The sequence below is a fragment of the Marivivens niveibacter genome, assembly GCF_002150005.2.
Taxonomy (GTDB): Bacteria; Pseudomonadota; Alphaproteobacteria; order Rhodobacterales; family Rhodobacteraceae; genus Marivivens; species Marivivens niveibacter.
Genome location: NZ_MSPP01000001.1, coordinates 962,014 through 988,258 on the forward strand (window position 1 = coordinate 962,014; position 26,245 = coordinate 988,258).

Here is a 26,245-nt window from a genome sequence, read left to right on the forward strand (position 1 = left end):
CAGATCATCCCCCCGCGCGACAACAGCAACAAGCTGAGACATCGTTATAACCCGATAACGGGAAAAGGCCAAAGGCCAAGATGCACGGTGTCTCATACAGGGGACGTATTTTATGTTTAAGAAAACTTTGCTGCCTGCACTTTCGACCGCAGCTGTCATTGCAGGCGCTAGCACTGCTTTCGCTCAAGATTGCACCATCAAAGTTGGTGTTCTGCACTCGCTGTCCGGCACCATGGCAATTTCGGAAACCACTCTGAAAGACACCATGCTGATGCTGGTCGAAGGCCAGAACGCTGCCGGCGGCCTGTTGGGCTGTGAATTGGAAGCTGTCGTTGTTGACCCAGCATCCGACTGGCCTCTGTTCGCGGAAAAAGCACGCGAGCTGATCTCGGTTCACGAAGTAGACGTTATTTTCGGTAACTGGACATCGGTTTCGCGTAAATCGGTTCTGCCAGTTCTGGAAGAGCTGAACGGTCTGCTGTTCTACCCAGTTCAGTACGAAGGCGAAGAATCGTCGCGCAACGTATTCTACACTGGTGCGGCTCCTAACCAGCAGGCGATCCCTGCGGTTGATTACTTCCTAGAAGAACTGGGCGTCGAAAAATTCGCGCTGCTGGGTACTGACTATGTTTACCCACGTACCACCAACAACATTCTAGAAGCTTACCTGATGGACAACGGCATCGCTGCCGAAGACATCTTTGTAAACTACACCCCATTCGGTCATTCGGACTGGGCAACCATCGTGTCTGACGTCGTTGCACTGGGTGCAGACGGCAAGCAGGTTGGCGTTGTGTCCACCATCAACGGTGACGCAAACATCGGTTTCTACAAAGAACTGGCAGCTCAGGGCGTATCGGCTGAAGATATCCCAGTAGTCGCATTCTCGGTTGGCGAAGAGGAACTGTCGGGTCTGGACACCACCAACCTTGTCGGTCACTTGGCTGCTTGGAACTACTTCATGTCGGCAGACACCGAAGCAAACGCTGAATTCATCGCTGCATGGCACGAATTCATCGGCGACGATGCGCGCGTAACCAACGACCCAATGGAAGCTCACTATATCGGCTTCAACATGTGGGTGAACGCGGTTGAAGAAACCGGCACAACCGATATCGACACCGTTATCGCAGCTCTACCAGGTCAAGAGTTCCCGAACCTAACCGGCGGTACCGCAGTTATGCTGCCAAACCACCATCTGGCGAAACCAGTTCTGATCGGTGAAATTCTGGAAGACGGTCAATTCGACATCATCAGCCAAACCACCGAAGTTCCTGGCGATGCATGGACCGACTACCTGCCTGAATCGGCTGTTCTGGTCTCCGACTGGGTTGAACTGGAATGCGGTATGTACAACACCGAAACTGAATCCTGCGTTCAGCTGACGTCGAACTACTAATCGTTTGATATCCGGGCCGGGGGACTATCCTCCGGCCCATTTTCTTTGACTACCCCCATAAGGATCGCGCCCATGCTTCGCGCTTTGGTGATGGCTGTGTCCATCGTTGTGCTGGCGGCTGCCGCTGCTGCCCAAGATCTGCAATCCGTTCTGCGAACCCACTCTGAAGAAATTGCCAAACCGTCACGCCGTTCGGTGCAGGTGGCCATCGATGACCTGATCGCACTAGGTCAGCCCGAGGTCCCTATGTTCCTAGAACGCTGGCAGGGCAAAGAGGTCTATCAGTGGGACACAGACGGTCAGTTTTACTATGTTGATGGTGCTGATCCTTTTGATCTGATTGATATTTCCACTGGCGAAGTCGTTGGCCAAGCGCCCAAAGGCGAGCTGAGCCAGATCAAGCCAAACGCGGGTGTGCGCGGTGTGATCGGAACTGCGCTGGTTCAATTCCAGTTGCAAGATCCTGATCCTGAACGCCGTATCGCCGCGCTGGACGCAATTGCCCGTGATGGATCGGCTGACCAACTGGAACCATTGGCCGCGTCCATTGATGCAGAGCCTGATGCGGCCATTCGGGCCCGCAAGGAAAGCCTGCTGCAAATGCTGACCGCTCGGTTCGGCGACGCAACCGAAGACCGCGTTGCTGCGATTGAGGCGTTAAGCACTGAAGTCAGCGTGGACGCCCGCGCGGTCATGAACCAAATCCTGACGTCGCAAAACGGCGTTGCGACCGAATTGCCCGACGCGAATATCGCGGAAATTCGGGAACCTGAATTTGCCGACGCCTACGCCGAATTGGTTGCCGCCGATCTGGCGGAACCTGCGTTGAGCGCTGACGAAATAAAATCGGTTTTGGCTGCGAACATTGTAGAAGGGCGCGTTGGCGGCATTCCCGTTTCCACGCTGTCCGATCCTGATGCACGGATCGCTGCGTATCAGGCCTTGGCCGATGCAGGAACTGTAGCGCCATTGATGACGCAATCCGATATGCAGGCCGCAATTGATGCGCATGTGTTCTATTCAGTTTACGACGAACCTATTGCGGCAGTCACGGATGCAGCCGTCGCCGCGCTGAAACACATGGAATTGAAGGTCGGCGCAATGCAAACCGCCGACCTTGCAATGGACGCTATTTCGCTAGCGTCGATCTATTTCCTAGCGGCCATCGGTTTGGCTGTGACATTCGGCGTTATGGGCGTGATCAACATGGCCCACGGCGAATTCATCATGATGGGCGCCTACACCGGCTACGTGATCCAACAGATCATTCCTGATTACACCGTGTCGATCATTGTGGCGTTGCCTGTTGCCTTTGCCGTGACTTTCGCGGCGGGTGTCGCGATGGAACGTCTAGTGATCCGTCACCTGTATAAACGTCCGCTGGAAACTTTGCTGGCGACATTTGGTATCTCAATCGCGCTGCAACAAATCGCGAAAAACATCTTTGGTACGCAGGCGCGTCCGCTGACATCTCCCGCGTGGTTGGATGGAGCGTTGGTTTTCAACGACGTCGTTGCAATCAGCTACATCCGTATCGCGATTTTCGTGCTTGCGGTTCTGTTCCTGTGTCTGATCCTGTTCATCCTGAAAAAGACCCGTCTGGGCCTAGAGGTTCGCGCAGTCACCCAAAACCCTGGCATGGCGGCATCGATGGGTATCAACCCTGACCGCATCAACATGCTGACCTTTGGTCTGGGGTCGGGCATCGCGGGCATCGCGGGCGTGGCGATTGGTTTGTATGCCAAGGTGACATCCGAAATGGGCGCGGATTACATCGTGCAGTCGTTCATGACGGTGGTTGTTGGCGGCGTTGGAAACGTCTGGGGCACGCTGGCTGGCGCGTCGCTGATCGGGTTCCTGCAAAAGGGCATCGAATGGATGAACCCGTCGAATACCTTGGCGGCGCAGACCTACATGATCCTGTTCATCATCATTTTTATCCAATTCCGACCCAAAGGCATCGTTGCCCTCAAGGGCCGCGCGGCGGGGAACTAAGTCATGAAAAATTCGTTCCTAGTAACAAATCGATCTGTTCTGGTTTTCCTGCTGTGTTTGGCACTGTTCACGCTAGGCGTGACAGTCTTGGCCGAGGCGACAGGGGCAGGGGTTATTTCGACCTCTTTCGTGAAAACCTTGGGTAAAACGCTGTGCCTTTGTCTGATCGCCATCGCGATGGACGTGGTCTGGGGGTATTGCGGTATCCTTAGCCTTGGCCACTTTGCGTTCTTTGGGATCGGCGGCTATGCGATTGGCATGTGGCTGATGTATGCACGCACCCACGACATCGTGGTTGGGTCGTTGTCGAATGACGTGATCCCTGCGACGTCGGCTGAAATCTCTGATGCGATTGGCACCCAGATTTTCGGTGTGGTCGGCAGCAGCGAATTCCCACTGATCTGGGCCTTTGCGCATTCGTTGCCGTTGCAGTTGGCCGCGGTCGTGATTGTGCCGGGGCTACTGGCTCTGGTTTTTGGCTGGCTTGCGTTCCGCAGCCGCGTCACGGGCGTTTACCTGTCGATCCTGACCCAAGCGATGACGTTGGCGTTGTCGCTATACCTGTTCCAGAACGACAGCGGCCTGCGCGGTAACAACGGCCTTTCGGGTCTGCAAAACATGCCGGGATCGGATCTGGGCCAAGACGTCCTGTCGATCCGTTTCTTTTGGGCGTCGGCAGTTGCGCTGGGGCTGGGGTATGTGCTGTTCGCCTTTGTTATATCGGGCAAAATGGGCAGCGTTATTCGTGCCATCCGCGATGACGAAGCGCGCGTTAGGTTCTTAGGTTACCACGTTGAATCCTATAAACTATTCGTTTTCACCATCACCGCTATGGTCGCGGGCATTGCGGGCGCGCTGTACTATCCGCAGGCAGGCATCATTAACCCTGCCGAAATCGCGCCAATCGCGTCGATCTATCTGGCGGTTTGGGTCGCGATTGGTGGCCGTGGGCGCCTGTATGGCGCGGTGATCGGTGCGACGTTCGTGTCGCTGCTGTCGTCGTGGTTCACGGGCGGCGGCGCGCCGAACATCGATCTGGGCTTTTACGAAATTGTCTGGACCGATTGGTGGCTGGTGCTGCTGGGCCTGTCCTTTGTTTTGGTCACGCTGCTGTTCCCGAAAGGTATCGGCGGGCTGTTCGACTACATCACAATCAACCGTGAAAAAGGGCCAAAAGCATGAGCGCACTATTAGAAGTCTCGGGCGTGTCGGTCACTTTTGACGGGTTCCGAGCGATCAACAATTTGTCCCTGTCGATCAACGAACCCGAACTGCGGGCGGTGATCGGGCCAAATGGTGCGGGTAAAACAACGTTTATGGACATCATCACGGGCAAAACAAAACCCGATACCGGCCACGTTTTGTGGGGCGAACAATCCCGTAATCTGCTGGGCATGTCAGAAAGCGCGATCGCCCGCGAAGGCATCGGTCGAAAGTTCCAAAAACCCACGGTGTTTGAGGCGCAGACGGTTCGCGAAAACCTCGCCATGGCGCTGAAAAATAAACGCGGGCCGTTTGATGTTCTGTTCTACCGCAAGTCGGCCGAAGGAGCCACGCGGATCGAAGAACTAGCTGCCGAGGTTGGTTTGACCGAACAACTGCCCCGCACCGCTGGCGAACTGTCCCACGGGCAAAAACAGTGGTTGGAAATCGGTATGCTATTGGCCCAAGATCCGCGCTTGTTGTTGGTCGATGAACCTGCGGCGGGTATGACCCCAGCAGAACGCGAACACACCACCGATTTGCTAGTGCGTGCCGCAAAAACGCGGGCCGTGATTGTTGTGGAACACGACATGGAATTCGTCCGCCGTCTAAATTGCAAAGTGACGGTCCTGCATGAAGGATCTGTTTTGGCCGAAGGGTCGTTGGACCACGTCACCGCAAACCCGCAAGTTATCGAAGTCTATCTGGGGCGTTAATCATGTTGGAAATTGAAAACCTGACGCTCAAATACGGGCAAAGCCAGATTTTGAACGGTATCAACCTGACCGCCAAACCGGGGCAGGTGACGGCTGTTATGGGCACCAATGGCGTGGGTAAAACATCGCTGCTCAAGGCGATTGCGGGGCGTCATCCCTATGATCAGGGCGAAATCCGTCTGGACGGCAAAAAGCTGGACCATTTGTCGGCATTCGGCGCGGCGCGGGCAGGGATCGCCTATGTTCCGCAGGGGCGCGAGGTCTTTCCCCTGATGACCGTTCAGGAAAACCTAGAAAGCGGGTTCGCCTGTTTGGATCGAGCCGAACGCGGGGTTCCTGAAAAGATTTTCGAACTTTTCCCGATCCTCAAGGAATTCCTGGGTCGCCGTGGGGGGGATTTATCGGGCGGGCAACAGCAACAATTGGCAATCGCGCGGGCGCTGATCACGCGGCCGCGTGTGTTGCTGCTAGACGAACCGACCGAAGGCATCCAGCCGAACATCATCCAGCAAATCGGCCGCGTCATTTCGCAGCTGCGGGATGAAGGCGAAATCGCGGTTGTTCTGGTCGAACAGTATTTCGATTTTGCGTTCGATCTGGCGGATGATTTCTATGCCGTGAACCGTGGTGAAATCGTCATGCATGAACCAAAACAGACGATCCAACGCGCGACATTGTTGGAACGGGTGTCGATCTAAGCGTCAGGCGGGATCAGACCCAGACCACGTAGGTAAACGCCGATACCTGTTTCCAACAAATCTTCGGGTGGGAAAGGTGATTTCGTACCCGGAGAACCCCGCGCAAACAATTCGACGACACCGTGACTTAGCGCCCATATATGGGCGCTAAACATCTGCGGCGGTGGGCGGCGGTCGGCAGGTATATGTTGGCTAAGGTCTGTCGCAGCTTTTTCCATCACGCCTAACGCACGGCTGGATGCGGTGTTTAGCTCGGGCGAGCTTTGGATTGAAATCCCGCTTTCGAACATAGCGATGTAGTGGCCGGGGAATTTGCGGGCAAAGGCCAAATAGGCGCGGCCCGTGGATTCAAAGGCAGTCAATGCCGTTGGTTTTCCGCCAGCATAGGCATGTTCCATCAGGTCGCCGAAAATTTCATACCCCTGACGTGCGGCTTCGGCGATCAGGTTTTCGCGACCATCAAAATGGCGATAGACGGCGGCGGGCGTAACGCCAGCCTCGCGCGCGGCTTCGGACAGGGTGAAACCTGTCGGGCCTTTTTCTTCGATCAGGCGCAGGCAGGCGTCTACCAATTCCTGACGAAGGTTCCCGTGGTGGTATCCGCGTTTAGCCATTCCAGATTTCGTGTCCGCCCGCGATTTTTGGATCAATGTCGCCGATATTTTTCGGGTCTTTGCGTTTGTATTCCAGTTGGGTCAGGATCGATCGGATCGCATTCAGCCGCGCCCGTTTTTTGTCGTCCGATCTGACAACGATCCACGGCGCATGATCACTGTGGGTTTTGTTTAGCGTTTCGTCGATTGCATCGGTGTAGGCGTCCCAACGTTTCAAACCTTCGACATCGATCCAGCTAAGTTTCCATTGTTTCAAAGGATTATTTTCGCGGTCCAAAAACCGTTGCAACTGGGCTGCGCGGCCAACGTTGAGCCAGACCTTGAACAGTTTGATACCTTCGTCGACCAGCATTTGTTCAAATGGGACAACCTGATCAAACCATTTGTCCCGCTGTTCGTCGGTACAGAAATCGAACACCTTTTCAACGACGCCGCGATTGTACCAGCTGCGATCAAAGCAGACGATTTCGCCAGCGGTCGGCAGTTGTTCAACGTATCGCTGGAAATACCATTGACCTGCTTCAACCTCGGTCGGTTTGGACAATGCCACAACTCTTGCGCCGCGTGGGTTTAGGTTTTCACGGAACCGTTTGATCGTGCCGCCTTTGCCTGCTGCATCGCGCCCTTCGAACACGATTGCCACGCGATCACCGGTTTCCTTGACGTGCGATTGAAGTCGGACAAGTTCGATCTGCAGGGCGTCGATTTCGGCCTGATATTCCTTTTTGTCCATCTCTTTGTCGTAGGGATAGTCAGGATCATGGATGTCTTTTTTGCCTGCGGTTTCGATCGCTTTGCGAACGTCTTTGGGCGCATCGTTTTCAAAAAAATCGCTGATTGCGCCGTCAAAGGGCAGATCCATAACGCTCTCCTAGTTCTTTGATATTATTATGGGCAGAGCGGTCGGTTAGTTCAATCCGGCAATGCGATCTATCGCGGCGATGATCTGTGCCTTGTGGGTGTGATGTGGCATATGACCCGCCCCAGTCAGAACCGTTAGGTTTGCATTTGGCACTTGTTCGGCCATCGCTTCGGCGTGAATGGGTAGGTAGACTGTTGTGTCTGCGTCACCGTGCAACACCTCGACCGGGATCGTAATGTCGGGATAGCCTACATGCTGCTGTTTGAGCGCATCATCAAGGTGTGATACCTGAAGCGCATTTGCCAGCAAAGACCACGGACGTGCCACCAGAATACCAGCGACGTTGTCGGCATAGCCTTCGGGTGGGGCTCCTGGTTCAAAGATATCTTCGACAGAGGTTTGTACGTAACTGCGCGGCACCCAAGCAGCGCCAAGGTACGGGATCAATCTTGCGCCAATTTTGGTCGATAGGGCCTGATACAGGCCTGAAACAGAGCCGCCCCATGGATGAGTGGCGCCCGACACATCAACGAAACCAGCGATATTTTCTGGATGGTACACCGCCCATGCCGCACCGACCGCGCCGCCGTATGAATGACCCAGAACGATGGGGCGATCTGCGCCCAACTGCGCGGCGGCGGCCTGTAGCAAGGCGGCTTGTTCGCGGGGCGTGCCTGCATCAGTGCCTGTGCCTATCCGCGGGGTGTATCCTAAACCCGGGCGATCAAAAATGATAAGGCGATAACGGTCGGCGAGTTCCCCGAGCGCAATTTCCATATCGCGGGTGTTGCCACTGGCCCCGTGGATCAGGACCAGATCGGGGCCTTGGCCCCTTACGACGGTATGCACCGGATGCCCGTCAACCATAACGAAGTGGCCGTATGGCGGGTATTCACGTTCCCAACCAGCGACACGAACTCGCATTTTTACGTAGGTAATGACCGCAACGACGGCCAGAAAAGTCAGAAAATATGCGATGATTTTAAAGGCCAATGTCATTTAGGTTATACGGAGTGCTCTGGTAAATTTCATTTATCCAGTTTCCATATAGAAGGTGCGCGTGACTTCTCCACCTGTTTTGGGGTGGGTTCGCGGGATTGTCATCGGGATAGTAATTTACCGGCACGTTAATCGGCTTACCTTCGGCCACGTCGCGGTCGTATTCCTCTTTCAAGGTGCCGCTGTCGTATTCAAAGTGGTTAAAGATATAAAGCGCGCGGTTTTCATTGTCTTGAACCAATGCGGGGCCTGTTTCGGTGCTATCCAGCAGGATTTCCAACGAACCGTTGGTTTCAATGCCAGCGCGGTCCATTTCCGTCCATCGGCTGACGGGCATGACCAAATCATCCGAAAATCCGCGCAAGTACGGAGAGGACGCAGCACAATTTGTGTGGCGAATGCAGCCGAACGCTTTGTTTTCTAGCAGATGTTTTTTGACGCCATGCAGGTAGTAAATCATGGCCATGCCGCCCCAGCAGACGCCAAAGGTGGAATGGACATGTGTTTTGGTCCATTCAAAAACCTGCTGTAGCTCATCCCAATAGGTCACCTGATCAAAATCAAGATGCTCAATCGGGGCGCCCGTAATAATCAGCCCGTCGAATTTTTCGCCCGTTGCAACTACATCGGCAAATGGACGGTAAAATTCAGCCATATGTTCAGCGGCCGTATTTTTTGTTTCGTGTTCCGTCATGCGGATCAACGACAATTCAATTTGCAGCGGGGTTGCCCCCAACAGTCGTGCAAATTGGTTTTCGGTCTGAATCTTTTTCGGCATCAGGTTTAGCAGGCCAAACCGCAATGGGCGGATGTCCTGACGCGCGGCCCGTTCGTCCGACATCACCATCACGCCTTCGTTCGATAGAACGTTATAGGCGGGTAGGTTTTCGGGCAGTTTGATTGGCATATGCGTTTATCCTGATGTGTCGTAGGGTGCCGTATGTAGGGCGATTAAGCCCGGGCCTCAAGGGTGCGGGCGATCAGATCATCAAAGTCCTGAGCCGTTTTAACGGCATAGATGTCTTCGGCCTTTACCGTGATGCCCCATTTTTCGGCCATTGCGCGGTAACGTGGCTGACGATGGTCCAATGCACGGCGATAAGTCCATCGGATGAAATCGTCTGGATCAACCTTGTCTTGGGCCACGCCTTTTTCGGCCAGATATTCATCCCAAGCGCGGGACAAGAATGCAGGCTGATAGGACATTGGTTTGGGCGCTTTGTCGAAACGGCGGCACAATTCATCGATATGATCATCAGACCCTTCGATCCAAATGCACAGACATTCGGCCGAAAGGGCGGTCATGATGGGGTCTTTGTCATCTGTGGGATCAACCCATTCGCAGATGGACCCGCCAGTGTCACAGATGAAATTCGAATAGCCATACAGCGCCTTGGCACGACGAATGAAATATCCAGTGTCGAGCAGAGCGTCATGTTCCGCGCGTTGGAATTGGTCCTGACGGCGGCGGTATTCATCGATCAGAATGCCGCCTTTGTCCGGATCGCCAGGTTTACCCAAATAGGTAGAAACGGGCGTCAGGTTTTCGAATGAAATGTTCGATCCGATATAGATCGAATCCGTCATGAGCAGTTCACGTAAAAACGGGTTCTTCATCGCCTCTGCCTTGGCGTTATCGGCGATGTATTCGCCCATGTAGCGCGTGCCGATACGGTAATCGATCGAATAATGGAACCAGTCGCCTTGGGCGCGCAGCAGGTTGGACACATAGGTTTTGCCCAATCCGGACATGCCGAACAAAAGGATGTGTTTGTTGGACGCATCGCGCCATTCAGATGCAGAATTATACAGCATGTCCCACCGAAGGTTTGGTTGTCACAAACGGGTTTTGCCTATGGGCAGCCGTCCGTCAAGCACCGCAAGGCCAAATGCCAGCACAATAAACCCTAAATACGCATTCCATTCCAATGCTTCGCCAAAAAACAGGGCGCCGAGGATAATCGCAAATGGTGTCACGAGGAGGGTCACGAGGCTCAGGTTGCCTGCGCCAGCTGTGTTCAAGACTTTGAAAAACAGGATATAGGCAAAGGCGCTGGAGAGAATTGCCAAATATGCAACGGAAATAATGGCTTGGGTGTTAAAGGTCATGTTGCTGATGTCTTCGGTGGTGAGTGCAAGAATGCCCATAATCACACCTGCACCTGATAGCATTCCAGCCGAGGCCACCTCGGGCGATAAACCTTTGAGCGTTTTACGAGATAGGATCGCTGACACCGCATAGGATAGCGTAGCGGCCAATATCGCCCATTCACCCAATGCGGTCGGCCCTGATCCTAAGGCGGTGATATCTTCGACACCAATCACGATTACCACGCCCAGAAAGCCGATGATGACACCGATCAAGCGGTTCAATGATAGTCTTTCATCGGCGAAAAACAGGCTCGCAAGGATCACCGTGAACAAAGCCGTCGTTGCATTCAGGATGCTGGCCAGTCCGCTGTCGATATACTGCTGGCCCCACACGATCAGAGAGAACGGCAGCGCGTTGTTCAGTAATCCGTGCAAAAAGAAGATCGGGATGTATTTCCATTCCCGAGGAATTGACTGACGGCGTAGCGCAACCCAGACCCACAACACGAATGCCCCGCCCGTTACGCGAATGGCCACCGTGGTGTAGACACCAACCGTTTCTAGCGCGCCGCGATTTGCCGTGAAAGATCCAGCCCAGACCAAGGCCAAGATCAAAATCATCACCCAGCCGCGTGGTGTAAGCCGTAGTTGTTCAGTCATGCGAAGTCACCCGTTTCCATTCGGGGCATATTGACCGAAAAAAGCCCCGCAGCAAGGCGGGGCTTTATCAATTGATCAAATTTTTGATCTTAGTAGTTGTAAGCCAGTTTCAGGCCGTAACCGATCGCATAGTTGTCTTCGAAACGACCACCTGGGAAACCTGCAGCTGCGATTGCTTCAGAATCCGCATCGCCGATGTTGACGTAACGAACGCCGCCCGAAATCTCCATTCCGTTGTCCAGCGTGTAAGCGCCGCCCAGCGACAGGCTTAGGTAACCGTCAGTTGGGGATAGCTGGCCAGTGGTGTCGCCAGTTGCTTTTTCATAACCAACCGACACAAGGCCCGAGAAGTTATCGGTGAAACGGCGACCAATACCGACCGAATAAGTCATGGTGTCAGCGTTGCCAAAGTCGGTCAGGTTACCCGCGACAGCATCGTCGATGGTTGCTTCGGACCAGTCAGCCCAGCGAACCGAAACCATTGCCAGCGTGTCAGCCGCAATACCGGTTTGGAATTCTAGGTTTACCGACTGCGGCATCGTCGCGGACAGATCGCCTGCGCCGCCAGCGCCGTCGCCGTCCAGTTCAAATTCGGTCTGCGACGAATAGGTCAGGGACCCGCGCAGCGCGATTTCTGGAATTTCGTAGGCTGCACCAATGACGTAGCCAACATCTGTGCCTTTTTCGTAGTTGGACACATAACCGCCCAAAGCGGTCGGGCCGCGATACTGACCGTCAGCCGACACGATGCGAGGACCTGCGTAAACGCTCACGTTTTCGTTGATCTGGTACTGGCCCAAAATGGTCAGGCCGCGGGTGTTCACTTCTGCGCCTGCGCCAACCAGTGGGTAGGTCGCAGCATCATAGGACACGTCAGCGCCGAATGGTTCGTCGGAAATGAATGCCAGCGAAACCTGATCATTCACGTCCATTTTGAACGCTAGACCGAATGTGGTGTAATCTGGTGCGATGTCGCCGGTTTCCGCTGCGGTGACACCGATCATATGGCCGGTGATTTCAGGCGCTGCCGAACCAAAGCTGATTTCGGCGTAGGTGCCTTCTTCGAACAGGACGGCAATCGACTGACCGCTGCGATCGATCCCGCCTGCGAATGCTGCCGAAGTTGTCAGCATCAGCGCTGCGCCGGCGCTTAGATATTTCTTCATGATATCTTCCCTCATGTATACCGCCCGTTTAGGCGGCCTCCTTCTCCCATGACCAAAAGGTTAGATTGTTGTTTTCCTTCGGGTCAATCTGTTACGCCGCGTAAGAGCGCAGTTCACCTATAGATTACGTAAAGGCGGATCGGGTTTAAACGTTAGATTGAATTCTTATGAGGTGGAAAAGAACAAGGGCGCGATGCAAATGTGCAACGCGCCCCTAAGACTTTAAAACTTTTTCTATCCTAACGGATATTATTCCAACTCGATGGTGCCCGGCGGTTTCGATGTCAGGTCGTAGAATACGCGGTTCACGCCTTTCACTTCGTTGATGATGCGGGTCATCGTCTCGCCGAGGAATTCCTGCGTGAACGGGTAGGTGTCAGCCGTCATACCGTCGACCGAGGTCACAGCGCGGATCGCCACGGCGTAATCATAGGTCCGGCCATCGCCCATAACGCCCACGGTGCGCATCGGTAGGATCGCGGCGAAGGCTTGCCAAATTTCATCGTACAGACCGTGTTTACGGATCTGGTCGATGTAAACGGCGTCAGCTTGGCGTAGGATGTCCAGCTTTTCGCGGGTGATTTCGCCAGGGCAACGGATCGCAAGGCCAGGGCCAGGGAACGGGTGGCGACCGATAAAGCTGTCCGGCAGACCCAGTTCGCGGCCCAAGGCGCGAACCTCGTCTTTGAACAACTCACGCAGCGGCTCGACCAGTTTCAGACCCATTTTTTCAGGCAGACCGCCCACGTTGTGGTGCGATTTAATGGTCACCGATGGACCGCCCGAGAAGGACACCGATTCAATCACGTCAGGGTACAATGTGCCCTGCGCCAAGAATTCTGCGCCTTCGATCTGGTCAGCGTATTTCTGGAATACGTCGATGAACAGTTTGCCGATGGTTTTGCGTTTGACCTCTGGATCGGACACGCCTTCCAATTCGCCAAGGAACAAATCGGATTCATCTGCGTGGATCAGGTTTAGGTTGTAGTTATTCCTAAACATATCAACGACTTCTTGCGCTTCGTTCAAGCGAAGTAGGCCGTGATCCACGAACACACATGTCAGCTGATCGCCGATCGCTTCGTGCAGCAGAATGCCGGTCACGGAACTATCAACGCCGCCCGACAGCGCACAAATGACTTTTTTGTCGCCAACCTGTTCGCGGATCTTTTCGATCATTTCCTGACGGTAGGATGCCATGGTCCAGTCGCCGGTAAAGCCTGCCATGCGGACAAAATTTTCCAGCATGGTTTTGCCGTTTGGCGTGTGGTGAACCTCTGGGTGGAACTGAACCGCATAGAATTTGCGATCTTCGTCCGCGATCATGGCAAATGGTGCGTTCGGCGACGTTGCGACGACTTCGAAACCAGGAGCCAATTTGGTGACGCGGTCACCGTGGGACATCCACACCTGTTCTTTGCCTTCGGTAAACAGACCGGCAAAGATACCGTCCAGTTTGTGACCTTCGGCAGGGGATACAAATGCACGGCCATATTCGGCGTGGTGGCCGCCTTCGACGGCGCCGCCCAGCTGTTCCATCATGACCTGTTGGCCATAGCAGATGCCGAAAATTGGTAGGCCCATATCAAACAGGGCTTGTGGCGCGCGAGGGCTACCTTCGCGAGTCACGCTATCAGGACCACCCGACAGGATCACGGCTTTAGGGTCCATCTCGCGGATGGTCTGTTCGGTGACCGACTGGTAGGGGTGGATTTCGCAGTAAACACTCAGCTCACGTAGGCGGCGCGCAATCAGCTGCGTCACCTGCGAACCGAAATCGATGATGAGGAGGCGTTGATGCTGTGTCATGTGCGGGGCATAGGGCGGTTGCCCCATTCGCGCAAGCGTCAAATGCACAAAACAGTGATCAGCCCGCGCCAGCCGACAAAAAACATCGTTCCAACGGTGGTATATGTCGTTTTCGCACCGCATAGGACGCATACCATCCACCGCGCGATTCCGCAGTGGTTAAGAAGGTATAAAATTTAGCGGAGGGATCAGTATGTCTGAAGTTGCAGAAACCCGTGGTCGTCGGGGGCGTGGTGGCGGTGGTGCTGCACGTCGTGCCGCACGTTCAGCCGTCAGCGTCGAGACAGCAAAATACATCGAACGCAACATCCCGAACCTAGAGGTTCTGAACGACGAAGCGCTGGATATCATCGAAAAAAATGCCGAGACCATTTTGGAAGAGGTCGGTGTTAATTTCGTCGATAATCCCGAAGCGTTAGAGCTGTGGAAAGCCGCTGGCGCAAATGTCGATGGCGAACGCGTTCGCATCCCGCGTGGTTTGGCCCGCGAATTGTGCAAAACCGCGCCGTCGAAATTCATCCAGCACGCACGCAACCCTGAACGCTCTGTCGAAATCGGCGGCAATAATCTGGTTCTCGCACCCGTTTACGGCCCTCCATTCGTGCGCGACGCCCAAGGCGGTCGCCGTTACGCGACCATGGCCGACTTCGAAAAGTTCGTGAAACTGGGCTACATGTCCAAATGGCTGCACCATTCAGGCGGCACCGTCTGTGAACCTACCGATGTGGCCGTGAACAAACGTCACTTGGACATGCTGCTGGCGCATATGACGCTGAGCGATAAGCCGTTCATGGGATCTGTTACCGAACCCAGCCGCGCGCAAGACAGCGTTGAAATGTGTGAAATCCTGTTCGGCAAAGAATTCGTTCAGGAAAACACCGTGATGACGTCGCTGATCAACATCAACTCTCCGTTGACGTTCGACAGCATCATGATGGGTGCGCTAGAGGTTTACGCAAAAAACAATCAGGCCTGCATCATTTCGCCGTTCATCGTTGGCGGCGCTATGGCACCTGTATCTGTTGCGGGCACATTGACCCAGGTTATGGCCGAGGTTTTGGCAGGCGTGGCGTACAGCCAGCTTCTGCGCAAAGGCGCACCGGTGATTTTCGGTGCGTTTGTTACCTCGATCGACATGGGGTCGGGTGCGCCGACCTTTGGTACGCCAGAGGCCGCGATGATCACCTATGGCGCTGGTCAGTTGGCCCGCCGCATGAACCTGCCGTATCGTTCGGCTGGATCGTTCTGCGGATCGAAATTGCCAGACGCGCAGGCGGCCTATGAAACCGCGAACTCGCTGAACATGGGTCTGCTGGCTGGCGTGAACTTTATGCTTCATTCCTGTGGCTGGCTAGAAGGCGGTCTGGTTGCCGATTTCGAAAAATTCGTGATGGACGCGGACCAGTTGGGCGCGCTGCATGGTTTGGCCAAAGGTATTGATATGTCCGAAAACGGTCAGGCAATGGATGCAATCCGTGAAGTCGGCCCTGGCGGTCACTATTTGGGCTGCGCACACACCCAAGCGAACTTCAAAACAGCCTTCTGGCGGTCTGACCTGCTTGACTACAAACCGTTTGAAACATGGGACGAAGAAGGCGCACGCGACACCCGCACATTAGCCGGGAACCGCGTTGAAAAGCTTTTGAACGATTACCAGCAGCCAGTTCTGGACCCATCCATCGAATCCGCGCTGCGTGAATACGTTGCCAACAAAAAAGCGTCGATGCCTGACAGCTTTACCTAAGCACACCGCCCCTTGGGTCAGTGAACCCGAGGGGCATTTCCCGCCCGTAGCAGTCGGGTTTCCCCCATAATAGCGATTAAAATATCAATGTGACGCGCGAATGAATATTCTGCGTGATCAGCAACGCGTTGATCGTTTAATTCGCGTTCAATATCCATCAAACGCAGCAACGCATCGCCTTTTTTGACCGGCGCGTTGGTGGCTAATAGACGTGGCAGGTGAACGTCGCGGCGGTAGTCATCCAACCCATATCGCGCTGTGCGAACCAACAGTCCTGGACGGTTCAAGGCAGCGACCATTCCCAAAATATCAAACATTGTTTTTCCCCGAGTGGCAGGTTTCGTGATTACAAAACCATCTCACAAACTTTGGGGTGTTGCGCCGCTGCGTGATGCTGCGTTCGGTCGGGTTAGGGTTATTTATCTTTTGGTTACAATGATGAACGCTGTGTTGGTTTTCTTAACGCTTGGGTAACCGGCGTTCACATAGGTTGCTAAAGTGTTAACGGAATTCGCCATGTAGCTAATGAAACTTGGGGGCAAAATGACTGCAGTGATCGAAAGACAAACGGTTGATCTGTCGTTTCCCGATTGGGTTCCAGATGCTGCGCGAAATTATCTGGTACATACCGAAATGGGTTTATCCATTCGGGCAGTGGCAAGAGCCGCAGATTGTCATGCATCGACGATCTTGCGACAGGTTCGGCGTTTTGAAAACCGGCGTGATGACCCTTTGGTGGATGATGCGTTGCGGCAGTTGTCGCGATACGTGTCCCGCCGCAGACAAGGCCCGAAAAAGGATCAGCCTGCCATGGACCAAGATAGTTCAAAACAATCTGACAGTCAGACAACAAATTTAGACGCTGCGCGCATTGAAAAAGAAGGCATGCGTATCATGCGCCGTTTAATCGAACCGACCGCGGTGCTGGCGGTGGCGCGCGATATGGAAATGGCCGTGGTCGTGCGGGATGACGGGCAGGGCGGAACGACCCGTACTGCGGTTACGGAAAATGCGATAGCACGCGCTATGGCATTGCGCGAATGGATTAGCTGTTCCGATCCCGAAGCGCGCATTGTTCGCTATCAAATCACATCTTTGGGTCGTGCTGCGCTCAAACAATTGATGGCGAATGCGGAAAACAAAGCGCAAGGGTTCGCCGAAGCGCAAACAGGGTTCACCCACGCGCCGCAGAATTACACCGATATTGATTTTCCAGATGTCCCAGCGCGCGCGACCCGAAACACACTGTCTGAAAGCCCGCTTTACGGGTTAGCCCGCCGTCGCGATAAAGATGGACAGCCATTTTTGTCCCGCGATTTGGTATCGGTTGGTGAACGTCTGCGCGAAGATTTCGAATTGGCCAACATTGGCCGCGAAGACAAGGTAGATTGGGAACGCTACATCATCATGCCAGCGCGTATTCGTGCCAATAAGGAACAAGAGATTTCGCAAAGCGCCCAAGAAAGGGTTGCGGCTGCCTTGTCTGATTTAGGTCCCGGTTTGGGGGATGTCGCCCTGCGGTGCTGTTGTTACCTAGAGGGGTTGGAAACCACCGAAAAGGATCTGAATTGGGCCGCGCGGTCTGGCAAAATCGTCTTACGGATCGCGCTACAGCGATTGAAACGCCACTATGACGAACAGGGCCAATTTGCACCCAAGATCGGATAAAACGAAAAAGGCCCGCCAATATTGGCGGGCCTTTGACATTATGGTCGAACCTTACGCTGCCGAAGTGGCTTTGTTTTCGGTCAGCCATTCTTTGACGGTTTCTGGCGACGATACACCATATGGGTCTTCGCCGTGGTTGTCGCACAGGCCTGGCTCTTCAAACCATGCTTCGACAACGCCGTCGTTTACGACTGCCGCGTAACGCCACGAACGCAGACCAAAGCCCAAGTTGTCTTTGCGAACCAGCATACCAACACGGCGGGTGAATTCGCCCGAACCGTCAGGGATGACTTTGACGTTTTTCAGGCCCTGATCCAGCGCCCATTTGTTCATGACAAAGCTGTCGTTGACCGACATGCAGTAGATTTCGTCGATGCCCAGATCTGCGAAATCAGAGTGGCCATTTTCAAAACCAGGCAGCTGATATGTCGAACAGGTCGGAGTGAAAGCGCCAGGCAGCGAGAATAGGATGACACGCTTGCCTTTGAAATAATCAGCCGTTGTCTTGTCTTCCCAACGGAATGGGTTTGGGCCTTCGATGGATTCATCACGTACGCGGGTGTGGAACGTCACTTCGGGAAGTTTGTAGCCTACTTGCATAAGAAAAACTCGCTCTGCTTATAGTGTGAAGGGCCATTCGGAGCGGCCCAATAGGATGGGATCGAAACGCTAGTTTAGAACCATTCGATTCTTTGCGGTTTTACCTGATCCGGAAATTGGGAAAAAGTAAGTTTGCTGCGTTGCGGCTAATTGCAACGCAGCATTTCGTTCAGTGCATAGAAATGCGGCTGAATTAAGCGGTTTTTGTCGCGCGTGCTTTGGGCGATATTTCAGCGACAACGACGACCATCAACCCCAGCAGGATGGAAACGATCGGCATTCCCAGCGACAAAACGATAGATGAATCGTCGGATAGCTGAACCCAATCGGCACATGTTTCATCCGCATAGTACAACGTCGCTTTCATCGCGATGAAATGCATGGATGCAATTGCACCGCCCATCAAAACCGCACCTAAAAAGATAGGTAACATTCCGCTTTGTTTGCCCAAAACGGCGTCAATAATCTGGCGCGATGACAGGGCGATGGTTGCCAAAATGACGACGATCAGCACTGAAAGTAAAACGATCTCGACGCGGAAATACATGTACGCATTCGTCAACATCCCAGCCATGCCCACGTAATGCATGACGCCGATACCGGCGCCGAACAAAACACCACCAGACAAAGTCGTGATAACGCTTTGGTTCTTGCTTGATATGATACCAATCGCCAGACGGCTGGCTAAAATAACCGGCGCAAGAGACAACAGCGTAACCCATGGATTGTAGTAAATGGGTTCAGGCAATTTGAATGCATTCATACCGACGAAATGCATGGACCATGCGCCAACTCCCAATGCGACAGCGCCAGTCCAAAGCCACTTTGAACGTTCATCAAAACGTTCGGATTTCCTCAGCTTGTAAGCGATTTCCAAGGCCACATAGGACCCAACTATCGACAACATCAAAGACAGCGGAACCAGATTTAAATTGTATTGCCCCTCCATCGTAGATGACAGGGTCTGACCGGGCAGTAGAATGCGAATGTGCTCAAGCATAGCGAGCGCCTTTCGTGTCGTTTGCGGAGGATTTGAATTGCTCTAGGCGCGAACGGACATCTTGGCTTTGTTCTTTCAATCGGTTGGCTGCCTTGCTGATTTGGTCTGTACGTTCCAGATCGTTCATTGCCGTTCCAGAAATCAGGTTGGACGTATCGTTTGCCACGTCCACAGCGCTTTTCTGTTCATTGATAACCGAGTCGATCCGTTTGATGTCGCGGTCAGCTGCCGCAACATGTTCGACGATCTTGCCAAAGGCATCGCGTGTAGTTGTTGCGGCGGTGCGGCCCAATTCTGCACGATCCAATGATTGTGCAATCAAATCGGCGCTTCGGCTTGCTGCATCAGCAGAACGGCGCGCCAAATCACCGACCTCATTGGCAACGACAGCGAAACCTTTTCCGTGAACGCCGGCGCGCGCTGCTTCGACATTGGCATTCAAGGCAAGGATTTTGGTTTGGAACGCGATATCGTTAATCACTTCCATAATCTTTGCCAAATCTTGGGCGGTTTCGGAAATTTCCGACATGGCGGTGACCATCATGTCGACCTCTTTTTCGCCGTCTATTGCGGATTGCCGCGCTTGCTTAACGGATGCGCCCACCATCTGCGCCGCATCAACAGCGGCTGCCGCTTGGCTAGCGGTTTCCGTCAACATGGCAGATAGCTGATCGACTGACGATGATCGTGTGTGTGAATCTCGTGCCAATTCCACAGATGCATCCGCCAAAGAATTGGACATCACTTCCATCTGTTTTGCGCCATGAGCCGTGCTGGTTACAAAATCTTCGAACACAGTCAGCATTTGGTTAGATGCCGAGGCGGATTTCCCGACTTCGCATTCACCATTCACGGGCACGCGGTATGACAGATCTTTGTCCTGAGCGACTTTGGACAGTTGTTGATACAGGGTTGTTAGGGGGCCCACCATTTTTCGTATGATCAGTGTGGTTGCGAACAAAACGGCCAAGGACGTAAATTGCGCGATCGATGCAAAATTAGCGATCGCATCGTGGCGGATCTGCGTGGCCACTTCTGCGTTGATCGCGCCCGAGGCCACAAGCGTATCGACCCAACCTTTGACGGCGGCATAATTTAAAACGGCGGTAACCGTTGCGCTCGTGATCGTGAGGCAAAACAAAAGGATGGGCAATTTCAGCGCAATGCGGGCGTTTTTCATAGCTTCCTGCTCAAATCGGATATCACGTGCAGGAACGGTTCAATTTTGGAGTTTGTTAGAAAATATCTGAAATTTGCTGTCGCGCGTGGTGCATAACTGCCATTCGTTGCTATCTGAGGTAAAACGGCGTAGATTTCCGCCGAAATTGCGCCGGAGGAGCCATACATGCGCGACCTAAAGATACCTCAGCAACGCCATCCGGAAAAGGCACACCGCCCGGATAACGCGCAGCCAAAAAAACCTGACTGGATCCGCGTCAAGGCCCCAACCTCTGCTGGTTACAAAGAAACACGCGATATTATGCGTGAAAATAAACTGGTGACCGTCTGCGAAGAGGCTGGATGCCCGAACGTCGGCGAATGCTGGAGCCAAGGCCACGCCACCATGATGATCATGGGGGAGGTATGTACGCGCGCCTGTTCGTTCTGCAACATCGCGACCGGCAAACCGCCAGAGGCACTGGATGTGTTTGAACCTGGCCGCGTTGCGGATGCCGTTCAAAAACTGGGGCTCAATCACGTTGTCATCACGTCCGTTGACCGCGATGATATCGAAGACGGCGGCGCTGAACATTTCGCCCAAACTATCCGGGCTGTTCGCCATCGCTCTCCAAACACAACGATTGAAATCCTTACGCCCGATTTCCTTAAATGCGATCCAAGTGTTCTGGAAACGGTCGTTGCGGCGAAACCGGATGTGTTTAACCACAACCTAGAAACCGTTCCTGGCCTTTATCCAGAGGTCCGCGCAGGGGCCCGTTACTTCCATTCGCTTCGCTTGCTTCAGCGGGTCAAAGAAATCGACCCTTCGATGTTCACCAAATCGGGCATAATGGTCGGTCTGGGCGAAGATCGTCAGGCCGTGTTGCAGGTTATGGACGATATGCGGGCTGCCGACATCGATTTCCTGACCATTGGCCAGTATCTACAGCCAACGCCGAAACACCACGCGGTTGACCGTTTTGTCACGCCCGAGGAATTCGCCTCCTATGAAAAAGCGGCCTATGGCAAAGGCTTCCTAATGGTTTCTGCCACACCTTTGACACGGTCGTCCTATCACGCCGGTGATGATTTCGCGCGCCTGCGCGACGCCCGTAATAAAAAACTGGGATTGGCTTAACGCCAGACCGCCGCGCCGACAGGCGCGGCCACCCCCAACCCGTGACAAGGGCGCAGCCCGACGGAACGGGGCGGGAGCCTCCCTTAATCTTGGATGAACTTTACAGCCCCGATAAAGGGCAGGTTGCGATTGCGCTGCGCAAAATCGATACCGTAGCCAACGACGAATTCGTCTGGGATTTCAAAACCGATCCAATCCGCTTGAAACGGAACTTCGCGGCGGATCGGTTTATCCAGCAGGGCGATCGTTTTCAGGCGGGCAGGGCTGCGCGTTTTTAAATAGTCGGTCACCCGAGACAGGGTGTAGCCGCTGTCGACAATATCTTCGACAATCAGGACATCGCGCCCTTCGATTTGGCCGCGCAGGTCTTTTAGGATACGGACCTCGCGGGTGGTTTCCATTCCATCGCCGTAGGATGAGGCTTCTAGAAAGTCGACCTCGATCGGCAAATCGATTTCCCGCACCAAATCTGCAATGAACACAAACGACCCACGCAGCAAACCCACTACAACCAATTTGTCGGTATCTGAAAATTCAGCTTCGATTTCTTTAGCCAAATCTTCGATGCGTGCAGCAATCGCTTTGGCAGAGATCAGAACATCAATGACATAAGGTCTGTCTGGCATGGATGGCTCCTTCGTTGCTGCGCTAGATTGGGCTGGCCGGTTCAATTTTGTCAAAGGTAATTGGTCAATTGCACCAAATCGCCGTATTGCGGCCCCTTGCGTCCATAGTGTCAGCACGTAAATAAAGCAGCGCAAACGACAAAAGAGCTACCCATGCCTCAACACGCTGAGACGAAATTTTTACCATATACCCCTGAACAAATGTACGATTTGGTCGGGGATGTTGCGAACTATCCCAAATTCCTTCCTTGGACGGCGGGCGCGCGCATCCGATCAGTCACCGACCGCGGTGATCACAGCGAAATGTTTGCTGATCTAGTGGTGTCGTTCAAAGTCTTCCGCGAAAGTTTTGGCAGCCGTGTTTTGCTATGGCCGGACTGCAAAAAAATCGAAACGGCCTACATTGATGGGCCGTTCAAATATCTGAACTCGGTCTGGAAATTCGATCAGGCCGAAGGCGGCTGCCAAGTGTCGTTTAGTGTGGATTTTGAATTCAAATCCAAACTGCTTCAGGGCGCGGCTGGAATGTTCTTTAACGAAGCTATGTCGCGGATCGTGGTGGCCTTCGAAAATCGCGCCAAAGAACTCTACGGTTAAACGAAAAACGGCCCCGCAAATTGCGAGGCCGTTTTCAATTTCTATCACTCGATTACGAATTCAGTTCGTAACCGCGTTCACCATGTACGGCCAAATCCAGACCGTTGGTTTCGGTTTCTTCATCAACGCGCAGGCCAAAGATCGCTTTGACAACGTAGATGATGATCAGCGTACCAACGATGGTAAAGACACCCACAACAGCCAGACCAGTCAGCTGAGCGGCCCAAGTTGCGCCACCAAAAACAGCGATCATGATCGTGCCGAAGATACCGCCAACGCCGTGAACCGCGAACACATCCAGCGAGTCGTCGATTTTCAGTTTGTCGCGGATTAGGACCACAGCTTCTTGGCATAGGATACCCGCCACACCGCCGATGATCAGGGCTTCAACAGGACCGACCGAACCGGCTGCTGGGGTGATCGAAGCCAGACCAGCGATCGAACCGGTAACAATCGAAACCAGCGATGCACGACCAAATTTGATGCGTTCCCACAGCGCCCAAGTCAGCGAGGCAGTCGCAGCCGACAGATGGGTTACAGTGATTGCCATCGCGGCCGATCCGTCAGCAGCCAGCGCCGAACCACCGTTAAAGCCGAACCAACCAACCCACAGCATGCCTGCGCCAACAAAGACCAGACCTGGGTTGTGCGGAGGTGTATGTTTGGTTTTGCGTGGGCCCAGAACCAGCGCCAGCAGGATTGCAGCCAAACCAGCTGTTTCGTGAACAACGATGCCGCCCGCGAAATCAACGACGCCCATTTCAGCCAAGAAACCGCCGCCCCAAATCCAGTGCACAACTGGTGCGTAGATCAGCAGCATCCATGCAGCCGAAAACGCCAGAACAAAGCCAAAGCCGATACGTTCAACATATGCACCTACGATCAGTGCAGGGGTGATAACAGCGAATGTCATCTGGAACGCAAAGAACAGGATTTCAGGGATCGTACCAGACAGGCTGTCTGCATCGACGCCAGTTAGGAACAATTTGGACAGGCCGCCCCAATATGCACCTTCGCCACCAAAGGCGATTGTATATCCTGCGATCATCCACAGAACGCTCATCAAACATGCGATTGCGAAACAGTGCATGAAAACACTCAGTACGTTACGAGCGCGCACAAGGCCCCCGTAAAATAGCGCAAGGCCGGGCAGTGTCATGAACAACACCAAGGCCGTTGCAACAAGAATCCAGGCGGTATCCGCTCCGTTCATTGTCCCACTCCTATAGGTTTTCCCATTCTTCGTGGGCCAAAAGGCGGATTCCCTACGCTTAGGAAAGTGGCAATGTGATTTTGCTGTGCATATTTTTGCAGCAGTTTGTATAATGATTAAAATTTAATCAATAAAATAGGTCTATGAACGCTTTTTAATCGTTTAGGTGATCGATTTCAGTAATGAGCATCTGTAATGCGTGGTTCTTGGCCGCCCCGCGGACGTTCAACCTTCCGATTGCACCAAATTCGATGGTTTCTACTTTGACGTTCTGCTTAATTGTTACGCCAAAGCAGACTCGGCCTTCGGGCTTATAGTCTGATCCACCGGGGCCAGCGATGCCGGTAATGGATACAGCAACTGTTGCATTGGAGTTGGCAATAGCGCCCAGCGCCATTTCGCGTGCGACCTCTTCGCTTACTGCGCCGTGGTCGGACAACGTCTGGGCATTAACGCCCAACATCTCGATCTTTGCTTCGTTGGTATAGGTGACAAAACCGCGATCCAAAATGGCAGAGCTGCCCGCGATGTCGGTGATTGCTGCCGAAACCATACCCCCAGTGCAGCTTTCGGCTGTGGCAATCACGACACCTTTGGCTTTGGCGATGGTCAGTAAGGTTTCGGCTAAGGTCATTACATCAACACCAGATGTGAAAACGCTGCCAATGCGCTGGACGCGATCGCAGCAAAAACACCTGCGATGACATCATCCAGCATGACGCCAGTTGCGTCGCCGCGTTTGTCAGCAGTGCCGACAGGGCCTGGTTTCCAGATGTCGAACAGGCGGAACAAGACAAAGGCGGCGATCCAACCTGGCCAAAGGCGTGTGATATCCGCACCCATCATGGTGGCGCCGAAAACAACAGGCAGCAGGGCGATCCATTGACCGACAACTTCGTCAATAACGACCTCGGATGGATCGTGGTCGGCTTTGCCTGCGGTATAAATGGCGGTTGCTTTAATCCCAATAACGTAAGCCACGATAATCATTGCAGCGAACAGGACGGCGCCACCAATTTGATACAGCACCCAGGCCAGCGGTAGGGCTGCCAGCGAGCCCCAAGTGCCAGGGGCAGGGCGCATGAGCCCGACATAAGCGACGGTTGCGACAGGTTTGGCCCAAGCGGTCATAGTTTCACCAATGTTGCTGTTGCGATGGATGCGATGCCTTCTTCACGGCCTGTGAACCCAAGCCGTTCGGATGTCGTGGCTTTGACGCTGACACGATCTGGGTTTAGGCCCATGATGCGCGCCATTTCGGCCTTCATCGATGGTCCGTGGGGTCCGATCTTCGGGCGCTCGCAAATTAATGTGCAATCGACATGTGTAATCGTGAAGCCGCGTTCGCGGGCCAGCGCGCAAGCGTGTTCCAGAAAAATGTGACTGGCTGCGCCTTTCCATTGCGGATCGGTCGGCGGGAAATGCTGGCCAATGTCACCATCGCCCAGCGCGCCGTAAATCGCGTCTGTCACAGCGTGCATCCCAACGTCGGCGTCCGAATGCCCCTTTAGTTTCTTAGTGTGGGGTATTTTGACGCCGCACAGCCAGACGTGATCGCCGTCTTCAAATGCATGTACGTCGTATCCGTTGCCTGTTCGGATATCCATATTGGTCCTTAATATCATCTCGGCCCGAGCAAAATCGTTGGGCGTGGTTATTTTCATATTGGCTTCATCGCCTTGCGTGATGCAAACATCAATGCCTGCAAGGCGTGCAATTTCTACATCGTCGGCTGCGTCCGCCGTTGCAGTCTCATGTGCGTTCAAAATCGCAGTGTAAATGAAACCTTGGGGTGTTTGCGCGCGATAAAGGCCAGATCGGTCTTGAGTGTCCGTGACAACACTATCAACGCCGCGCCATAGCGCATCAGTCACCGCCATTGCTGGTGCGGCACCATCGTGAATATCCAACGCTGAAATCACGTCGTTTATGACGTGTTTAGGCGTCAAAGGGCGCGCGGCATCGTGGATAAGCACCTTGTGCGGCGCAAGTTCACGCAATGCGTTCAACCCTGCCAAAGCAGACTCTGATCGTGTCGCCCCGCCTGCGACCAAGATGCAGTTAGAAAATTCTGCTGCACGATCAAAATCGTCGGGATGTAAAACCAGCACACAATGATCGCATTGGTTAAAACGCTCGACGGTGTGGGATAGTATCGTACGCCCACCCAGCATTTGCCATTGTTTTGGGATTGGCCCGCCCGCGCGGGTACCGCGGCCAGCGGCAACAATGATCGCGGCTATGGTCATCTTGGCCCCTTTATATTCTGCATCTGATGTTTAAGCC

General features: G+C 53.8%; 26 protein-coding genes. 9 read left to right on the plus strand and 17 right to left on the minus strand.

From position 1 onward, the window contains the following. Nucleotides 1-112 precede the first annotated feature (112 nt). The 5 genes from urtA (at nucleotide 113) to urtE (ending at nucleotide 6,011) form a co-directional block, all read left to right on the plus strand. Nucleotides 113-1,399, plus strand: coding sequence for an urea ABC transporter substrate-binding protein (urtA, locus tag BVC71_RS04695; RefSeq protein ID WP_086450434.1), 1,287 nt, complete (start codon nucleotides 113-115; stop codon nucleotides 1,397-1,399). Nucleotides 1,400-1,471: 72 nt separating this feature from the next. After that, complete coding sequence (gene urtB, locus BVC71_RS04700) at nucleotides 1,472-3,394, plus strand: urea ABC transporter permease subunit UrtB (RefSeq protein ID WP_086450435.1); 1,923 nt, start codon at nucleotides 1,472-1,474, stop codon at nucleotides 3,392-3,394. 3 nt (nucleotides 3,395-3,397) lie between these two features. Next, nucleotides 3,398-4,576, plus strand: a complete 1,179-nt coding sequence (gene urtC, locus BVC71_RS04705; RefSeq protein ID WP_086450436.1) for an urea ABC transporter permease subunit UrtC — start codon at nucleotides 3,398-3,400, stop codon at nucleotides 4,574-4,576. Further along, complete coding sequence (urtD, locus tag BVC71_RS04710) at nucleotides 4,573-5,313, plus strand: urea ABC transporter ATP-binding protein UrtD (RefSeq protein WP_086450437.1); 741 nt, start codon at nucleotides 4,573-4,575, stop codon at nucleotides 5,311-5,313. The genes urtC and urtD overlap by 4 nt, the downstream gene beginning before the upstream one ends. A 2-nt stretch (nucleotides 5,314-5,315) precedes the next feature. Continuing rightward, nucleotides 5,316-6,011, plus strand: a complete 696-nt coding sequence (gene urtE / locus BVC71_RS04715) for an urea ABC transporter ATP-binding subunit UrtE (RefSeq protein WP_086450438.1) — start codon at nucleotides 5,316-5,318, stop codon at nucleotides 6,009-6,011. Here the strand turns inward: urtE and BVC71_RS04720 are convergent. The 8 genes from BVC71_RS04720 to guaA all read right to left on the minus strand — a co-directional run bounded on the left by BVC71_RS04720 (nucleotide 6,008) and on the right by guaA (nucleotide 14,212). Continuing rightward, the gene (locus BVC71_RS04720) at nucleotides 6,008-6,625 is read right to left on the minus strand and encodes a TetR/AcrR family transcriptional regulator (protein ID WP_086450439.1); all 618 of its coding nucleotides are present in this window, start codon (nucleotides 6,623-6,625) and stop codon (nucleotides 6,008-6,010) included. The two genes, urtE and BVC71_RS04720, sit on opposite strands and share 4 nt — an antisense overlap. Then, nucleotides 6,618-7,487 carry a polyphosphate kinase 2 gene (ppk2, locus tag BVC71_RS04725; protein WP_086450440.1) on the minus strand — a complete coding sequence of 290 codons (870 nt, stop codon included), beginning with the start codon at nucleotides 7,485-7,487 and terminating at the stop codon, nucleotides 6,618-6,620. The genes BVC71_RS04720 and ppk2 overlap by 8 nt, the downstream gene beginning before the upstream one ends. A 45-nt stretch (nucleotides 7,488-7,532) precedes the next feature. Beyond that, on the minus strand, nucleotides 7,533-8,486 hold the full coding sequence (locus tag BVC71_RS04730) for an alpha/beta fold hydrolase (RefSeq protein ID WP_086450441.1): 954 nt from the start codon (nucleotides 8,484-8,486) through the stop codon (nucleotides 7,533-7,535). Further along, a complete protein-coding gene (locus BVC71_RS04735; RefSeq protein WP_086450442.1) occupies nucleotides 8,470-9,393 on the minus strand; it encodes a homoserine O-succinyltransferase in 924 nt (307 codons plus the stop codon). The genes BVC71_RS04730 and BVC71_RS04735 overlap by 17 nt, the downstream gene beginning before the upstream one ends. Nucleotides 9,394-9,437: 44 nt before the next feature. Then, nucleotides 9,438-10,301: an ATPase gene (locus tag BVC71_RS04740; RefSeq protein WP_086450443.1), complete on the minus strand. Its 864-nt coding sequence runs from the start codon at nucleotides 10,299-10,301 to the stop codon at nucleotides 9,438-9,440. A gap of 21 nt (nucleotides 10,302-10,322) precedes the next feature. Next, entirely contained in the window at nucleotides 10,323-11,237 is a 915-nt protein-coding gene (locus BVC71_RS04745; RefSeq protein WP_086450444.1) for a DMT family transporter, read from the minus strand. 89 nt (nucleotides 11,238-11,326) lie between these two features. Next, nucleotides 11,327-12,403 carry an outer membrane protein transport protein gene (locus BVC71_RS04750; protein WP_165767722.1) on the minus strand — a complete coding sequence of 359 codons (1,077 nt, stop codon included), beginning with the start codon at nucleotides 12,401-12,403 and terminating at the stop codon, nucleotides 11,327-11,329. Between the two features lie 249 nt (nucleotides 12,404-12,652). Continuing rightward, nucleotides 12,653-14,212, minus strand: coding sequence for a glutamine-hydrolyzing GMP synthase (guaA, locus tag BVC71_RS04755; protein WP_086450688.1), 1,560 nt, complete (start codon nucleotides 14,210-14,212; stop codon nucleotides 12,653-12,655). Nucleotides 14,213-14,405: 193 nt separating this feature from the next. Between guaA and BVC71_RS04760 the strand changes: the two genes are divergently transcribed. After that, a complete protein-coding gene (locus BVC71_RS04760; protein ID WP_086450446.1) occupies nucleotides 14,406-15,956 on the plus strand; it encodes a trimethylamine methyltransferase family protein in 1,551 nt (516 codons plus the stop codon). A gap of 17 nt (nucleotides 15,957-15,973) precedes the next feature. On the opposite strand, the gene BVC71_RS04765 is transcribed toward BVC71_RS04760, so the two are convergent. Further along, entirely contained in the window at nucleotides 15,974-16,273 is a 300-nt protein-coding gene (locus BVC71_RS04765) for a DUF6477 family protein (protein ID WP_086450447.1), read from the minus strand. 226 nt (nucleotides 16,274-16,499) lie between these two features. Here BVC71_RS04765 and BVC71_RS04770 point away from each other — a divergent pair, with 226 nt between their 5' ends. Further along, nucleotides 16,500-17,624 (plus strand): DUF6456 domain-containing protein, encoded by a 1,125-nt coding sequence (locus tag BVC71_RS04770; protein ID WP_086450689.1) that lies wholly within the window; start codon nucleotides 16,500-16,502, stop codon nucleotides 17,622-17,624. A gap of 51 nt (nucleotides 17,625-17,675) precedes the next feature. Here the strand turns inward: BVC71_RS04770 and BVC71_RS04775 are convergent, their stop codons facing one another. The 3 genes from BVC71_RS04775 to BVC71_RS04785 all read right to left on the minus strand — a co-directional run bounded on the left by BVC71_RS04775 (nucleotide 17,676) and on the right by BVC71_RS04785 (nucleotide 20,404). After that, nucleotides 17,676-18,224, minus strand: a complete 549-nt coding sequence (locus BVC71_RS04775; RefSeq protein WP_086450448.1) for a peroxiredoxin — start codon at nucleotides 18,222-18,224, stop codon at nucleotides 17,676-17,678. Between the two features lie 193 nt (nucleotides 18,225-18,417). After that, nucleotides 18,418-19,224: an MHYT domain-containing protein gene (locus BVC71_RS04780; protein WP_086450449.1), complete on the minus strand. Its 807-nt coding sequence runs from the start codon at nucleotides 19,222-19,224 to the stop codon at nucleotides 18,418-18,420. Next, complete coding sequence (locus BVC71_RS04785; protein ID WP_086450450.1) at nucleotides 19,217-20,404, minus strand: methyl-accepting chemotaxis protein; 1,188 nt, start codon at nucleotides 20,402-20,404, stop codon at nucleotides 19,217-19,219. Before BVC71_RS04785 ends, BVC71_RS04780 begins: the two co-directional genes overlap by 8 nt. A gap of 165 nt (nucleotides 20,405-20,569) precedes the next feature. Between BVC71_RS04785 and lipA the strand changes: the two genes are divergently transcribed. Next, nucleotides 20,570-21,523 carry a lipoyl synthase gene (lipA, locus tag BVC71_RS04790; protein ID WP_086450451.1) on the plus strand — a complete coding sequence of 318 codons (954 nt, stop codon included), beginning with the start codon at nucleotides 20,570-20,572 and terminating at the stop codon, nucleotides 21,521-21,523. Between the two features lie 83 nt (nucleotides 21,524-21,606). On the opposite strand, the gene hpt is transcribed toward lipA, so the two are convergent. Beyond that, nucleotides 21,607-22,149 (minus strand): hypoxanthine phosphoribosyltransferase, encoded by a 543-nt coding sequence (hpt, locus tag BVC71_RS04795; RefSeq protein WP_086450452.1) that lies wholly within the window; start codon nucleotides 22,147-22,149, stop codon nucleotides 21,607-21,609. 153 nt (nucleotides 22,150-22,302) lie between these two features. Between hpt and BVC71_RS04800 the strand changes: the two genes are divergently transcribed. Continuing rightward, entirely contained in the window at nucleotides 22,303-22,746 is a 444-nt protein-coding gene (locus BVC71_RS04800) for a type II toxin-antitoxin system RatA family toxin (protein WP_086450453.1), read from the plus strand. 52 nt (nucleotides 22,747-22,798) lie between these two features. On the opposite strand, the gene BVC71_RS04805 is transcribed toward BVC71_RS04800, so the two are convergent. From BVC71_RS04805 to BVC71_RS04820, 4 genes are all read right to left on the minus strand, one after another. After that, nucleotides 22,799-23,959, minus strand: coding sequence for an ammonium transporter (locus BVC71_RS04805; RefSeq protein WP_086450454.1), 1,161 nt, complete (start codon nucleotides 23,957-23,959; stop codon nucleotides 22,799-22,801). Nucleotides 23,960-24,113: 154 nt separating this feature from the next. Then, complete coding sequence (locus tag BVC71_RS04810) at nucleotides 24,114-24,593, minus strand: CinA family protein (protein WP_086450455.1); 480 nt, start codon at nucleotides 24,591-24,593, stop codon at nucleotides 24,114-24,116. Then, the gene (locus tag BVC71_RS04815) at nucleotides 24,593-25,090 is read right to left on the minus strand and encodes a phosphatidylglycerophosphatase A family protein (protein WP_086450456.1); all 498 of its coding nucleotides are present in this window, start codon (nucleotides 25,088-25,090) and stop codon (nucleotides 24,593-24,595) included. Before BVC71_RS04815 ends, BVC71_RS04810 begins: the two co-directional genes overlap by 1 nt. Further along, nucleotides 25,087-26,208 (minus strand): bifunctional 2-C-methyl-D-erythritol 4-phosphate cytidylyltransferase/2-C-methyl-D-erythritol 2,4-cyclodiphosphate synthase, encoded by a 1,122-nt coding sequence (locus tag BVC71_RS04820; RefSeq protein ID WP_086450457.1) that lies wholly within the window; start codon nucleotides 26,206-26,208, stop codon nucleotides 25,087-25,089. Before BVC71_RS04820 ends, BVC71_RS04815 begins: the two co-directional genes overlap by 4 nt. Nucleotides 26,209-26,245: the final 37 nt, after the last annotated feature.